This is a genomic window from Providencia sp. PROV255, from assembly GCF_028478065.1.
Lineage (GTDB): Bacteria > Pseudomonadota > Gammaproteobacteria > Enterobacterales > Enterobacteriaceae > Providencia > Providencia rettgeri.
Map to the genome: position 1 here is coordinate 52,349 of NZ_JAMPMI010000018.1, position 14,498 is coordinate 66,846.

Here is a 14,498-nt window from a genome sequence, read left to right on the forward strand (position 1 = left end):
TGTCTTCTTTACTGAAAAAGTGAATATTCTACTAAATCGAATATCTGCTTGAGTATTTTGTTTATAATCTTGCTAATATAAAGATAGGTTCAATTTTCTTCAGGAAAAATTATGAAATATCAGCAGCTTGAAAATCTTGAATGTGGCTGGAAATGGGAATACCTCGTCAATAAAGCAAGAGGTGGTGAAGCTATTACCCGTTATATAGAAAGAAGCGCAGAAAAAGAAGCGATAGACTTGCTGCTAAAAATGGAAAATAGACCGATTGATGTACTAAAGTGGATCACTTTGCATATGAATCCTGAGCTTGATAATCGAATGAAACAGAGTATTCGAGCGAGGCGTAAACGTCATTTTAATGCAGAGCATCCCCATACACGTAAGAAATCAATAGATTTAAATTTTTCGGTGTGGCAGCGTTTGTCTAATCTTGCAGTGAAGCGTAATAAAACGTTGTCTGAAACTATTATTCAGTTGATTGAAGATGCAGAACATAAAGATAAATACGAAAGCCAGATGAGCTCATTAAAGCAAGATTTACAAGCGATCCTCGGGACGTCAAAGGAAAAGGATAATTAACAAAGGTTAGCGGCTCATTACTGTTGTATGTATTCAAGTAGTATGCTTTTATTACGAGATATTTATTTTAAAGTGAATTTTTATATCGTTCCTATTATTCTAATAGTAAAAAAAAACCCCAATATTAATTGGGGTTTTTTTGTTCAGTTCGAAATTCAAACTAGGGCTAAGAATTAAGCACCTGGTTGAGTTACAACTTCAGTTGTACCTTGGATTTCGATTTCAACGCGACGGTCTGGCGCTAAACACTCGATCAGAGCAGCACGGCCTTTAACATCGTCACATTTGTTACCAGTTACTGGATCTTCTTTACCACGGCCTTCTGCAGCGATTGCGCTAGCTGGAACACCTTTAGCAACTAAGTAGTCAACTACAGACTGAGCACGTTTTTGTGACAGTGGCAGGTTGTAGTTTTGTGAACCGATACGGTCAGTGAAACCAACTACCAGTACGCGACCTTGAGTTGGGTCGATGCTGCTCAGTTCGTTATACAGTTCGTTCAGAGCTTGCTGACCTTCTGGTTTCAGGCTAGCTTTGTTGAAGTTAAACAGAACGTCTGAACGCAGAGTAAAGCGTTTGTTTTCAACAACTGGTGCTGGCTCAACAACTGGAGCTGGAGCAATTACAGGTGCATCTTCTTGACCAAAGCGGTAAGCAACACCAACGCTCAGCATGCCGTTGTCTGGACGAGTACCGATATTGTCTTTGTCACCTAAGTTGCTAACCCATTGGTAGTCTAAACGAGTCGCCCACTCTGGAGTGATTGCGTACTCAAGACCCAATGCGTATACAGGTGCAACGCCAGTGTCAGTTTCTTTGAAACGTTCGCCATTTTGGTGAGCTTTAGCTTCAGTACGGTAAACCATACCACCTAAACGAGTGTAAACGTCTAAGTCATCAATGATTGGATAGCTTAATTTGGTAGTTAATGAAACACCCATAGATTTCAGGTCACCGCTGTTACCAGCGCCTTTGTATTTCATTTTACCGAACCAATCGTAGCCTAGCTCAAAGCCTAAGTATTGGTTATATTGGTAACCAGCGTAGGCACCTGCACCGATTGTGTCACGGTCAGTGCTGTTACCAACAGTGCCCCAACCTGCATAGTCTGTACCAGTTTTTGCTGGGTTCAGGCTAGTGTCTTCATAGTGAGACCAACCTAATTTAGCACCGGTATACCAAGTGTTATCTTTTGGAGCTGCTTGTGCAACGGTTGCAAAAGCTGCTACTGCCACTGCTACTGCGATAGCTGTTTTTTTCATTTTTACGCCTCGTTATCATCCAATATTGGCTTGGCTTCGCTGAGCCTTATTATATGCCATTGGTTTAATTTACTTGCTAGGTTTCGCAGACATTATCTACAAAAAAATAATAAAAGTAAAAAAATAATGCCATAAGCCGAACAAGCTAAAGTCTACAACGAACTTAAAAAGATACAAGTAGAGTGAGCAATAATCGTTAAAAAAAGTATTTTTTTAGTGTATAAATCAGAGAGATATGTATATTTTTCGTAATGATTATTTTTTATCTATCTGATTGATCTACAATACTTTTAATTTAACTTTAGAGATAAATATTTCTAAAGGTTAAATTTAGTAAGAAAATTCTTAATCTTAGCTAGTGATAATGATTTGAGTGAATTTTTAAGTGGTTTGGCTGTCCTGCATGTGTGCTAACCATATTATATGTTTCTTGTGGGCGCATAATTAAACCGATAGAACGACCTTCTTGAGCTGCATATTGTAAGCGAACAAAATCTTGCTCGCTTATTTCCGGTAGCCACCCTAGAACTACACTATAATTACCACTTCTTAGTGCTTTTTCCATAGCATCAATCGTAGTGATATCTTCCATATGATTTAATTGCATAACTTTATGAGTAGGTATACCTGATTGTTCTAACCAGTGTTTACTTAGCCTTTTATTTGGAGTTAGCCAAAGTAACCAGCGTGATTGAACCCCAAACTGACGAAGCATTGGTAATAAAATATAATCCATAATAGGGTGTTTTTCATCGTAAACAAGTTCGCTCACCATACCTTGTTGTATAGAGCTATTGGTAAGCCCTGTAGCAGGGATTGATTGTGCGTAATTATTAAGAGAATGTTCTGTTGAGTTGTTCCAAGAATAGATGCTCATAATTTACCTCGTTACAATGCTGTATGAACATACAGTAACTGTATATCCATCCAATATCAAGACTATTTTTTCAAAGCGCTTCGCAACTTTGTTGTTTTTCTCCGCATTCTTCTTGGCATTTTTTATGGAAACTCTCAAAATTGGTTACGCGTAATTATCTGTAAAAAAAGAAATTATAAAATTAATTTTCTAAAGGATGAAAATTGAGCATACCCAAAAAGGAGTTTGGTAATGTTGTTAGAAGAAGAAAAAATTTTTTATTTATCCGGTTTGTTAAGTCAATTTGGCGCATTAAAACGTAAAAATCATTTTGGTGGATTTTGTTTACTAGTCGATGATGCAATTGTGGGGCTGGTACTTGATGAATGTTTTTATTTACGAGGTTGTTTAGTAGCGAGGAGCCACTTTGAAGCGTTAGGGTTTAATCGGTTAGTTTATAGTAAAAAAGGTATTCCATTGGAAATGCGGTACTATCAACTTTCGGAACAAGTTTGGCATGACGAAGTTTTGTTTCTCCAATATATTGAGTTGGCTTACCGTTCAGCTATCGAGGAATTAAAACAAAAGCAATCAATGACCATGCGTATAAAAGATTTACCCAATATGAATATGTCAGTTGAGCGTGCTCTAGGGAAAATTGGCGTATCTCATGTTGACGATTTGCGCATGATGGGCGCAAAGGCTTGTTTTATGAAGCTAAAAAAACATGGTAGGAATAACCCCAGTATCAAGCTACTGATTGGCTTAGCAGCTGCAATAGAAGGGTGTCATAGTGCTGTTTTGCCTAAGGATATCAAACAAGAGCTAATTGCTTGGTATAATAGTTTTGAGTTGACGTCAGCCTAAACTCACTGAAAACGACTTTTACTATTAATATAATCAATATTACATATACGCTATATGAAGATGAGTGGGTATTTAGAATTTTATACCCGCTCATCGGTATATTTATGTTGCACTGATAGTGCGAATGATTTGCCGTATCTCAGGTATTAGTTCAAGCAATAACTTAGTTTGCTCCATGATAAGCAACGTTTTTTCGTCATCACTGGTTGAAATATAATCTATGCGGTGTAATAGACTATGGCGAAGTTTATCTGATTTTTCATCGATAACTAGTGGGTCAATGGTTGTGATTTGCAAGGATGATTCAACATAGCAAATAGCATCGTTGAGTAATGAAAGATTACTTTCATTTTGCATTTTTTCACGGTGCGCACCTAATGCTGAAATATAACTGAGTAAAGTATGGTTTAAGCAAAGAAGGCGAAAAGCTTGTTCTTGGGTGATTCGATAAGACTTAGGGTCAGAAGCCATATTGGAAACAATCGATGCAAACTCTGCATCATTATTGTGTGCGTCTCTACGTGCAACTCGGTACTCAAGGCGGTTGTCTTTACCTTGGTAGTACTGCTGCAAAATAGCATCTAAATAACGGCAGTTGCTATCCATGGTTTTTTGAATGACTTGGGGGAGTTGGCGGAATTTCCAATCTGGCCAAATAAAGCTAACGGCAAGTAATGCAATAAAACAACCAATTAATGTGTCAATGATCCGTGGAAGTGCAACATCAAACCCTTCGCCCAATAGGTTAAAACAAAACAAAACGAGAAGTGTGATGAATAATGTTGCTTGGGCATATTGGCTACTGCGAAACATAAAAAACAGTAAGCCAGAAATAACGATTAGCGTAAGTTGCCCTTCCATTGAGGGGATTAAATTCAGCAAAGGTAAACCAATGAGAATACCAACAATAGTTCCTATTATGCGAAGGGCTAAGCGGCGTTTAGTGGCGCTGTAGTTAGGTTGGCATACAAATAAGCTAGTGAGTAATATCCAATATCCTCTTTCCATATCAAATAGTTGGATAATAATATAGCCAGTACAAAGGAGAATTGACATTCTTACTGCATGGCGAAATAAAGATGATTTTGGCGTTAAATGGTGCTTAACCCGCGAAATAATATCACTAATACCGGATAACGATTCATCAGATAACTGCTCTACCTGTTTATTATTTTGCTGCCATGCACTTTGCTCAAGGCTCAGGCCTTTAAGTTGAACATCAATTCCTTTTAAGTTTTTAAGTAGGTTATACAGGGCTTTAATTTCATGAAGCTCAGGCGATTGCTGTTTTAGTAGCTGTAGCGATTTTTCAATGTAAGCGAAGGTACGTTCAAAACGAGGATTATGTTGGTATTGTTTACGCCATAAAACAGATTGAGCAACTTGTTGGCAGGCTCTCGCTTGCATGGTTAATAGGCGTTGGAAACGAAATAAAATATCACAGTGACGTAAAGTGCGGCTAAGCTGTTGATATTGTATGTGGGATGAACTTGCTCGTTCGTGAATGTCTTGAGCAACAAAATAATATTGTAGCGAATTTCGTGTACCTTTTTGTCCCCGATCCCCTTTTAATCGACTCAATAATGCAATTTTTGCTTGGTTCATGGTGCTAACCAAGTGGCTGTTTACTAATGCTAAATCATAAACAGAGCGTTGGTAGTCATCTTCTAAATCAGGATCAAATAAGTTAGCTTTTGCGTCTAAATAAGCTGAAAGTTGCTGATAACATTGGGTTATTGCATCTTGCAATGGCCTTACAGGAAATAAAATATGCCCAATCAAGGTTAAAATATTATACCAAATTGCCCCTGTCAGTAATAATGCGGGTTGTTGGTACCAAGTATCAAAAATGGGTACGCCGAGCATGGTATAAATGGCAATTAATAGTGCACCAAATGCGATGGTAGCGTATCGCTGTCCTAAAGCACCAAGAAGAATAAAGCCACACGTAGAAAATGCGAGGCCAAAAAAGAAAAATAAAGGATAGGGAAAAAGGAGTTCAATAGAAACGGATGCAATAAAAAAACAAAAAAGTGTAATAATTAAATTTTTTATTCTACCAGTTAGCCTATCATCTAAGTCAGTTAGTGCTGCAGCAACGACACCCAATGTGAGTGGGATGGTGATTTTAGGCTCTTGACCTAACAACCATGGCACTAAGGTTGCGCCTGTCAGGGCTATAAATATTCGGATATAATATAAAATATGGCTGTTATATAGCACACGACGATAACTGGTAAGCAGTGTTAACACAAAGTACCTCAAAGGTAAGACAAGCCTTAATCTATATAGGATAGCTTGTTTGCAAGGAATAAAAAACCGTTTGGAATCAAGCCAACCGTATTTTTGTCATTGATTTTCTCAGGTGCAGGACGTATGGAACTGAAATCAACACAGATTGGACAGCGTCTGGCTCAGCATCCCTACAATCGGGTTCGCTTACTCAACGCAGGTATTGAAGTCAGTGGTGAAAACCACCAATATCTTATCCCATTTAATGAACTCATTGATCTTCGTTGTAAGAGAGGGATTGTTTGGGGGGAGTTAGAATTTGAAATTGTGAATGAACAGGTTGTTCGTTTACATGGCACGGAATGGAAACAAACTCAGCGCTTTTACCATTATTTAAATGAAAAATGGCAGCAATGGAGCACTGAAATGAGTCAAATCAGTGCTCATGTATTGACTGAGTTAGTTAATACGATTGAACAATTGACTCAGCAAGATCATTGGTTGACATTACATCAATTGGCTGAAATAAAGGATAAAATATCACAAAAGTTCTCATCATTGCCTATGCCTTTAGCACGCATTTCATTGTTTGAAAATTGTGCATCACAGTATCAAGAATGCCTGAATTGGCTAAATAACAGCCAAGAATGTCGAAAACAAATTAATGACTATTGGTGTGAGTCTGTTTTAGTTCGTTATCACGATTTTTTCCAGCAAGTAGAAACATCACCTCTCAATTATTCTCAGTCCTTATCTGTGATCAATGGTGAGGATAATGTATTAGTGCTGGCGGGGGCTGGAAGTGGTAAAACATCAGTCCTAGTCGCTAGAGCGGGTTGGCTTATCTTGCGAGGTTTGGTAAAACCAGAACAAATTCTCTTGCTGGCTTTTGGTCGTAAAGCTGCGGATGAAATGAACGAACGTATTCACTCACGCCTACAACAAGATATTGAAGCAAAAACTTTTCATGCTCTTGCTTTACACATTATTCGTGAAGGTAGCAAAAAATCGCCAGTGATTAGTGAGTTAGAAACAGATACTCAAAAACGGCATACATTATTATTAAATGAATGGCGGGAACAATGTTCGGCTAAGAAAGCGCAAGCAAAAGGGTGGCGAGAATGGCTTTCTGAAGAGTTACAATGGGAAATTCCAGACGGTGAATTCTGGAAAGACGAAAAAATTAGCACTAAAGTCGCTACTCGGTTAGACCGTTGGCTAAGTTTAATGCGTATGCATGGTGGTAGCCAGAAGGACATGATTGAGAATGCAGCGGAAGAAATAAGAGATCTTTTCCAAAAACGTATTCGTTTAATGGCGCCGTTATTGAAAGCGTGGAAAAGCGCATTGAAAGATGAAGGTGCAATTGATTTTTCAGGATTAATTCATCAGGCCATCAATATTCTAGAAAAAGGGCGTTTTATTAGCCCATGGAAACATATTTTAGTTGATGAGTTTCAAGATATTTCTCCTCTTCGCGCTAAGTTATTGCAAGTACTACGCAAGCAGAATAAGCAAACGACGTTATTTGCTGTTGGAGATGATTGGCAAGCTATCTACCGGTTTAGTGGTGCAGAATTAGACTTAACCACATCGTTTGAACATAACTTTGGTATTGGAGAACTTTGCGCTTTAGACACAACTTATCGTTTTAATGAGCGTATAGGTGAGGTTGCTAATCAGTTTATTTTACAAAACCCTATGCAGTTAGATAAGCCATTGAATAGCTTAACTAAAGGAAATAAAAAATCCGTTATTCTTCTGTATGAAGATGCACTGGAACGTTTGTTGGATAAAATGAGTGGTTATGTTCTTGATGATGAAACGATATTAGTGCTCGCTCGCTATCATTATTTAAAACCTAATATATTAGGTAAAGCCAAGACCCGTTGGCCAAAATTAAATATTCAGTTTATGACTATTCATGCCTCAAAAGGGCAGCAAGCAGACCATGTGATAATTTGTGGTTTGAATAGTGGAAAGGATGGTTTCCCTGCTCCTGCGCGAGAATCAATTATTGAGCAAGCATTACTGCCTAAGCCAGAAGATTTTGACCATGCAGAAGAAAGACGTTTGCTATATGTTGCATTAACACGGGCTAAGCAGCAAGTTTGGTTGCTTTATCATCCAGAAAAGCCGTCAGAATTTGTTGATGAACTCAAGCAATTGGGTGTTCCAAAGCAAAAGAAACCGTAAGGTAATCTTATTTTGTATTAAGCGCCAGAATGTTGTGGCGCTTAATATTGATAGATTAGTTAGTTCGTTTAGTTAAGTAGCTTTGGTAATCAGGAATAACAATGTCTATCGCATTATCAAAATAGGTGGAAGTAATTAAAAAATCAGCAGTTGCAGGGTTGGTTGCGACAGGAATATTCCATACTGTGGCTAAGCGCAGCAAAGCTTTAACATCTGGGTCATGAGGTACTGCATTAAGAGGGTCCCAGAAGAAAATCAATAGGTCGATTTTTTGTTCCGCAATCATTGAACCAATTTGTTGGTCTCCCCCCATTGGGCCGCTTAACATACTGGTGACTGGCAATCCAGTGTGCTGGTTAATTAAATTACCGGTTGTTCCTGTTGCATATAAATTGTGAGTTTGAAGCCGTTCATTGTTTTTCTTAGTCCAAGATAATAATGAGGGTTTACAGTGGTCATGGGCAACCAAAGCAATATTTTTTGAGGCTGTAATTTTACGGGTAGTTGATTCCATGATATTCCCTTAAATAAGATGCGAGATAGACATCTTTAAAAATTGAATGAGCAAAGATATACAACATATATCATAATGCTAATGAATAGTTTATAGATTTTGGGAGATATTTTGATGAGAGATCAAGAAATTGCTGAAATTTTAAAGAGTGTCCGAACTATCGCTTTAGTCGGGGCGAGTGATAAGACAAATAGGCCAAGTTATGAAGTTATGGAATATCTTTTGCGCCAAGGTTATACCGTTATTCCAGTGAGCCCAAAATTGGTAGGGCAAACTTTATTAGGGCAGCTTGTATACGAAAAGCTTAGTGATATACCTGTTCCTATTGATATGGTCGATGTATTTCGTAATGCAGAAGCTGCAGTAGGAGTAGCCAGGGAAGCGGTAGAAGTAAAAGCTAAAGTTTTGTGGTTACAAAAAGGCGTGATTAGCGAAGAAGCGCAAAAAATTGCTTTGCAGGCAGGTTTACAGTTTGTTATGGATAAATGCCCAAAACAAGAAATCCCTGCATTAGGCCTTGAAAAATAAACTACATTTTAGCGTTAAAAAGTAAAGCAGCTAGTTAGCTGCTTTACGGTTGCGTTCATAAATAACAATATCGATATTTGCAGGTTAGTTGCGAAGGCGAGGTGCTTGCAACTGAGACCTTATTGATTCCGCTAGTTCATCCATTGATGGTTGTTCTGGATGGTCTTCTGCGGTTTCATAGGTAATTTGAGCTTCGGCCAAATAAGTATGAACAGCATCCCCATTGTCATCTTCCATAACAACATGATACCAAGGTAGATCGCGTAGTGTGCTGTTAGCGGCAATATCATCATCATGTGGTTGTTCGAGCGAATACTCAGCGTCTACATCTACAACAACGCCTAAGTAGCCGAGAAGTTTGTGTCTAACTTGTTGCCCGATTCCATATTTACTGGTGATCATCATAGCGACCTCCTAAAAGCCTTGCTTATACTTCAAACTATATATGGGCAGTGCTACGCGTTTTCAAGCTAAGATATGGACAATTATCAATAACGCAATACACTGTCTTTATACGTAACTATCAAAAGCAGTGCCTCATTTAGCAGATTATCTGTTCAATGAATAAAAAACAACTGTTAAAAGAAGGTATCAATACAATATGCTCTGACAATGGAGGCTCACATGACTGCATCAGGTCGTTATTTTTATATTTATGGTCGTGTTCAAGGGGTTGGGTTTCGTTACCAAACCTATCATTGGGCTAATCAGAATGGCATAAAAGGCTTTGTGTGTAACCGGGATGACGGCAGCGTTAAGTTAGCTGTTTATGGCTCAGAGCAAGATATTGAGTTTGTTGATGACTGGCTGAAAGCGGGTGGTCCTCCGGGAGCAAAGATAGACCATTTTTTCACCGAAAATTGGAAAGCTGAGCCAATAGCGGATTTTAGTGTCCGCTATTAGCAAGAAATTAAATACATTTCACCGGTTTTGGCAGGCCAGCAAGTTTAGTGGCTTGCTTAGCTGGGCCTTTTGGAAATAGCCGGTATAAATAGCGGCTATTGCCTTTTTCTTCCCCAAATTGTTGAGAAACTGCTTTAACCAACATACGGATAGCCGGTGAGGTATTAAATTCCAAGTAGAAATTCCTGACGAAACGGATAATTTCTAGGTGTTCATTAGTAATTTCAATATCTTCTTGCTGCGCGAGTAAAGGGATTAATTCTTCACTCCATTGTTGGCTATCAAGCAGGTAACCTTGCGCATCTGTTTCTATTTCTTGATTATTAAAAACCAACATACTCTTATTCAACTCAAATAAAATTAGAACGTAAATTTAGCAAAAATTGGGATATAACCCAAGTAAAGTCGTTAGAATGTCGATATTTTCATCTAACAGTATGAAAGACGTATATTTTTAAAGCGAATGATCAAATTAGGGGTTTACATCCAATGAGAGGATGTTTATAGTGCACGTCATTGCGGAGGGGTGGCCGAGCGGCTGAAGGCAGCGGTCTTGAAAACCGCCGATGGGAAACCATCCGAGAGTTCGAATCTCTCCTCCTCCGCCATATTCACTTACAATCAAGTCTACTAAAGTCTTCCAATCCCAAGTAAATCAAGCATTCTAACTAAATCCCATTATTCCAACGTCTACTAACGTCTATTGAAAACTACCCCCTTTAGGTGGTACATATGGGGGTACATTTATACCCCATGATTTGAGTACCCCCAAATGAAGCTAACAGTTAAACAAATTGATTCCAGTAAGCCTAAAGAAAAAGACTACAAACTATCTGATGGCGGTGGACTGTATCTATTGGTTAAAACTAATGGCGGAAAGTATTGGCGGTTAAAATACCGAATCGATGGCAAAGAGAAACTTTTAGCTATTGGAATTTATCCAACCGTTACACTAGCTGATGCGAGAAGAAAGCGAGATGATGCAAAGAGATTGCTGGCGGATGGAATTGACCCAAACCAACAACGCAAAGAACAAAAGCAAGCCTCAAAGATTGACAGTGTAAACACTTTTAAAAATATCGCCCTTGAATGGTATGAGGGAAGAAAGGATCGCTGGTCTGTTGGTTATCGTGATGACATGATGGACGCATTCGAAAAAGACGTCTTTCCTTATATAGGTAATCGCCCGATTGCTGAAATCAAACCTATGGAATTACTCGAAGTACTTTCTATTATGGAAAAGCGCGGAGCAACCGAGAAGCTAAAGAAAGTGCGTCAACGTTGTGGCGAGGTATGGAAGTACGCCATTATTACTGGTAGGGCAGAGTATAACCCTGCGCCAGATTTAGCCAGTGCCTTTGTACCACATAAGCGTGAGCACTACGCCCATCTTTCAGTTAGTGAATTACCAGAGTTTCTTTCTTCTATAGATAAGTATATGGGGAGCCAGATTGTTAGAGTGGCGCTAAGGGTGCTTATTTTAACTGGAGTTCGACCAGGCGAATTGAGAAAGGCGGAATGGTCAGAAATTAACTTTGATACTGGGGTATGGGAAATACCAGCTGAAAAAATGAAGATGCGCCGCCCTCATATTGTTCCACTATCAGAGCAGGTTATTGATTTACTGAAACAGATACATCCAATCAGTGGCAGCTATCAATATATATTCCCTAGCCGTACTGATTATAGAAAGCATATATCAGATATGGCATTGAATACGATGATTAGGCGCATGGGCTACAGCGGCAGAGCCACAGGCCACGGCTTCAGACACACAATGAGCACCATCTTACATGAGCAAGGCTATAACACTGCATGGATTGAGACACAGCTAGCGCATGTTGATAAAAACTCTATTCGTGGAACGTATAACCATGCTCAGTATATTGATGGGCGTAGAGAAATGCTTCAATGGTACGCTGATTATATGGGGGCATTAGAGAACGGGGATAATGTTGTCCACGGCAACTTTAAACGTGCTTAAGTCACCAGCAGTCGCATACAGAACCAGATAATAAAATGTCTGGTTTTTTGTTTTGTAATGAACTGTTATTGCAGTAAATATTTAAAATATCAACTAACTTATCCACAAGAACCATCCAATTAGTTCACTTGATAATACGCAGATATACTATACACTTTACTTTAGTATTTCTTAATGGATGACAGTAGACCACAGATAACTCAGGGAGTGAGGCGTGGATATATTAGCTAGCCGAAAATGGCTAACACTTAAAGAAACATCTCGTTTTTTAAGTAAGAAATTAAAAAATGAGATTAGATTATCTGATGTTGCGCGATTGATTGCTGATGGCGTAATAAGACCCTCAGTTTTTTTTCATACCCCAGTTTTTGTTAGGGCTGTAGACATTACAGATAGGCCGCTTTCTTATGTTTTGTCTGAAACAGAAACAGCTCTTTCCGATAATCGCAAGTTATTAAGCCAAGAGCCAATATTACCTAATACATTAGTACCTCACGCCACACCTATTGATAATCAAATCATGAGAGTTTCTAGTTTGTGGTCAGCTTTGCCTACGGGTAATCGTGCGGAGTTTGTGAGGCAAGCAATCATTGAGAAGCTACAGCGTGAACTTTGATGATTTATGCAACAGTACGTGCGCGTGCGAGACTATAAACCTTTGACGATTTAGTGACACGCTAAGAATGATGATTTTCGGGCACGTTGGCAAAGGCTGTTAGATAGTTTTTACACATCTTAGAACGGGAGTTTTTACACACGCTAGACGGAATTATCGGACACGTTAGCGGCTAGTTTTCGGACATCGTAGCAAGAGTTTTCGGAGTCCATAAAAAGGGTTGAATTAGCGACAAATATAGACATTAAATCTTAACAATTCTTAACGTTAATTCAGATGAAATCTTAAGGTTTCTTAGGGTAAATGATAAGGTTTGATAAGGTATGTGTTAACAATTGTAAACGTTTGGATGATAACATTTGATAACGTATTTTCACGCAGTACCACCTCACGAAACCTCACGCCATTAATATTTTACTACTAGCCAAAACTAGCCTTGCTACTAGGGAAAACTAGAGGTTATTGCGCAAAAACGCTAAATAGTTAATGTGAGTCGTTAGTAATTAACGCATTGATAAATAAATAGTATTTTGTATCTAATGAAATTGCGCATTGATGCCAAAATTGCGCACTAAAACTGCGCACAGAATTGCGAATTCGCAGTTTGAAAATTGCGAACAAAAGTGCGAGTTTCGCAGTTGGCCATGAGGTGGAATGTAGTATTAAAGCCGCTTTCTGTCTGGCTTTGTTCAATGATGGCCTGTTATCAATTGTTATGGTTCATTGTTGAGAAATGTTAAGGTTGTTCGCAGTTTACTACTACATAAAACTACACTTTGAACTTAGTAAAACTTAGTAAAACTTAGTAATCATTCACAGTTTGATATGTATCGGAATGTATCGGTAAATTGCGCACTAGATGCTAAGAAATGCTAAGGTTTAATGCGCAGTTGAATACCAAGTTTTACGGGGGTAATTAGCTACTCAGTTTCCCTGCTATATCCTTGTGACGCTTCCACGCTGAATAAATATCCTTATCCCACGCTTTACCGCCTTTAGTTTGATATCCAGCCTCATTAATTCGTTCAGCGATAACGCGCCCGTTATCTATGCCCTCTGATAGCACCAAATTAACCACAGAAACGACAGCAGACTCATTATAGGTATACGGTGGGATATCTGCCTTTCCAGCAATCAAAGACGCCACAGACGATTCTAGGCGTTCTACTAGCGATAGCATACGAGCGTCAGGGTTGCTGTCTGGTCGGTTTAACTTCTCTTTGATAGCTGAGACTATCCACGATGTTTTATCGCTACCAGAGTTCGATACAGCATCATTAAACAGGGCTTGTAGTTCAGCAGGTAGACGAAAGGCAATAAGATTAGATTTACTCATGATAATAGTCCGTTATTAGCTCAGTGAGTGCTTATTATATCAGCGTATAACACTGTTATACAGATTAGAAAATATAAAATTGCTGGTGGATTTAACGAGTAATTGTATAACTTAATATAACAAAGTCAGGGTAACTTACTGTAAAACAAGCAAAGCGTATTATTGCGCCTTGTAACTAACTGAATGCATAGCAAAGCTCAAATTTGAGCACAGTCTAATTTTACCAATAGAATCAATCGGCTCATTTTTGAGCCTGTATTTGTCAATAGAAACAGTGCCCTCAAAATTGAGGAGGGTTAACGATTGTGATTATGGCCATAGTCGGAAAGGGTGACAGTTGAAATGCTACCCTTGGTACTAAGGACGGCTTGAAATGAAGCTCTCATATAAAAACCACAAATTAGTGCCTTTAGCCAAAGTAGCTAAATATTAGCCAGTACAGCTAACTACTCGAAAATCACGGTGTAGCTATTTTGATATCAAAAAGAATCGCAGCAATAACGTACCAAAATGGTACTAATATAAACCACGGTGGTACTATGGTGTTGTTATAGTGATTGTAAGGTATCCGTTTTGGTATCCACCGAAAAGGCTATATTTTACTGGATACTCCATCCGCTGAATG

At 38.7% G+C, this 14,498-nt stretch carries 14 protein-coding genes and 1 tRNA gene; 8 read left to right on the forward strand and 7 right to left on the reverse strand.

Going from position 1 to position 14,498, the window contains the following annotated elements; genetic code table 11:
• Positions 1-111: 111 nt before the first annotated feature.
• On the forward strand, positions 112-579 hold the full coding sequence (matP, locus tag PR725_RS16120) for a macrodomain Ter protein MatP (protein WP_004909648.1): 468 nt from the start codon (positions 112-114) through the stop codon (positions 577-579).
• A gap of 173 nt (positions 580-752) precedes the next feature.
• Here the strand turns inward: matP and ompA are convergent, their stop codons facing one another.
• Positions 753-1,841, reverse strand: coding sequence for a porin OmpA (gene ompA / locus PR725_RS16125; RefSeq protein ID WP_123382103.1), 1,089 nt, complete (start codon positions 1,839-1,841; stop codon positions 753-755).
• Between the two features lie 355 nt (positions 1,842-2,196).
• A complete protein-coding gene (sulA, locus tag PR725_RS16130) occupies positions 2,197-2,718 on the reverse strand; it encodes an SOS-induced cell division inhibitor SulA (protein WP_004909652.1) in 522 nt (173 codons plus the stop codon).
• Between the two features lie 231 nt (positions 2,719-2,949).
• Here sulA and PR725_RS16135 point away from each other — a divergent pair, with 231 nt between their 5' ends.
• Positions 2,950-3,564: a TfoX/Sxy family DNA transformation protein gene (locus PR725_RS16135; protein ID WP_004909656.1), complete on the forward strand. Its 615-nt coding sequence runs from the start codon at positions 2,950-2,952 to the stop codon at positions 3,562-3,564.
• 102 nt (positions 3,565-3,666) lie between these two features.
• Here the strand turns inward: PR725_RS16135 and yccS are convergent, their stop codons facing one another.
• Positions 3,667-5,817 (reverse strand): YccS family putative transporter, encoded by a 2,151-nt coding sequence (gene yccS / locus PR725_RS16140; RefSeq protein ID WP_004909659.1) that lies wholly within the window; start codon positions 5,815-5,817, stop codon positions 3,667-3,669.
• A 123-nt stretch (positions 5,818-5,940) separates the two neighbouring features.
• Between yccS and helD the strand changes: the two genes are divergently transcribed.
• Positions 5,941-7,992 (forward strand): DNA helicase IV, encoded by a 2,052-nt coding sequence (gene helD, locus PR725_RS16145; RefSeq protein WP_117162069.1) that lies wholly within the window; start codon positions 5,941-5,943, stop codon positions 7,990-7,992.
• 55 nt (positions 7,993-8,047) lie between these two features.
• Here helD and PR725_RS16150 read toward each other — a convergent pair whose 3' ends face one another.
• Complete coding sequence (locus tag PR725_RS16150; protein ID WP_109911069.1) at positions 8,048-8,506, reverse strand: methylglyoxal synthase; 459 nt, start codon at positions 8,504-8,506, stop codon at positions 8,048-8,050.
• A gap of 114 nt (positions 8,507-8,620) precedes the next feature.
• On the opposite strand from PR725_RS16150, the gene PR725_RS16155 reads away from it, so the two are divergent.
• Positions 8,621-9,034 carry a CoA-binding protein gene (locus tag PR725_RS16155; RefSeq protein ID WP_198634896.1) on the forward strand — a complete coding sequence of 138 codons (414 nt, stop codon included), beginning with the start codon at positions 8,621-8,623 and terminating at the stop codon, positions 9,032-9,034.
• 84 nt (positions 9,035-9,118) lie between these two features.
• Here the strand turns inward: PR725_RS16155 and hspQ are convergent, their stop codons facing one another.
• Positions 9,119-9,439, reverse strand: coding sequence for a heat shock protein HspQ (hspQ, locus tag PR725_RS16160; protein ID WP_181937016.1), 321 nt, complete (start codon positions 9,437-9,439; stop codon positions 9,119-9,121).
• Between the two features lie 219 nt (positions 9,440-9,658).
• Here hspQ and PR725_RS16165 point away from each other — a divergent pair, with 219 nt between their 5' ends.
• Complete coding sequence (locus PR725_RS16165; RefSeq protein WP_184957450.1) at positions 9,659-9,937, forward strand: acylphosphatase; 279 nt, start codon at positions 9,659-9,661, stop codon at positions 9,935-9,937.
• 7 nt (positions 9,938-9,944) lie between these two features.
• Here the strand turns inward: PR725_RS16165 and PR725_RS16170 are convergent, their stop codons facing one another.
• Positions 9,945-10,274, reverse strand: a complete 330-nt coding sequence (locus PR725_RS16170; protein WP_004256090.1) for a TusE/DsrC/DsvC family sulfur relay protein — start codon at positions 10,272-10,274, stop codon at positions 9,945-9,947.
• A 183-nt stretch (positions 10,275-10,457) separates the two neighbouring features.
• Here PR725_RS16170 and PR725_RS16175 point away from each other — a divergent pair.
• From PR725_RS16175 to PR725_RS16185, 3 genes are all read left to right on the forward strand, one after another.
• A tRNA-Ser gene (locus PR725_RS16175) sits at positions 10,458-10,545 on the forward strand.
• 164 nt (positions 10,546-10,709) lie between these two features.
• Complete coding sequence (locus PR725_RS16180; protein WP_008915269.1) at positions 10,710-11,921, forward strand: tyrosine-type recombinase/integrase; 1,212 nt, start codon at positions 10,710-10,712, stop codon at positions 11,919-11,921.
• A gap of 214 nt (positions 11,922-12,135) precedes the next feature.
• Positions 12,136-12,537: a hypothetical protein gene (locus PR725_RS16185; RefSeq protein ID WP_272569795.1), complete on the forward strand. Its 402-nt coding sequence runs from the start codon at positions 12,136-12,138 to the stop codon at positions 12,535-12,537.
• A 916-nt stretch (positions 12,538-13,453) separates the two neighbouring features.
• Here the strand turns inward: PR725_RS16185 and PR725_RS16190 are convergent.
• A complete protein-coding gene (locus PR725_RS16190; protein WP_144140302.1) occupies positions 13,454-13,873 on the reverse strand; it encodes a hypothetical protein in 420 nt (139 codons plus the stop codon).
• Positions 13,874-14,498 lie beyond the last annotated feature (625 nt).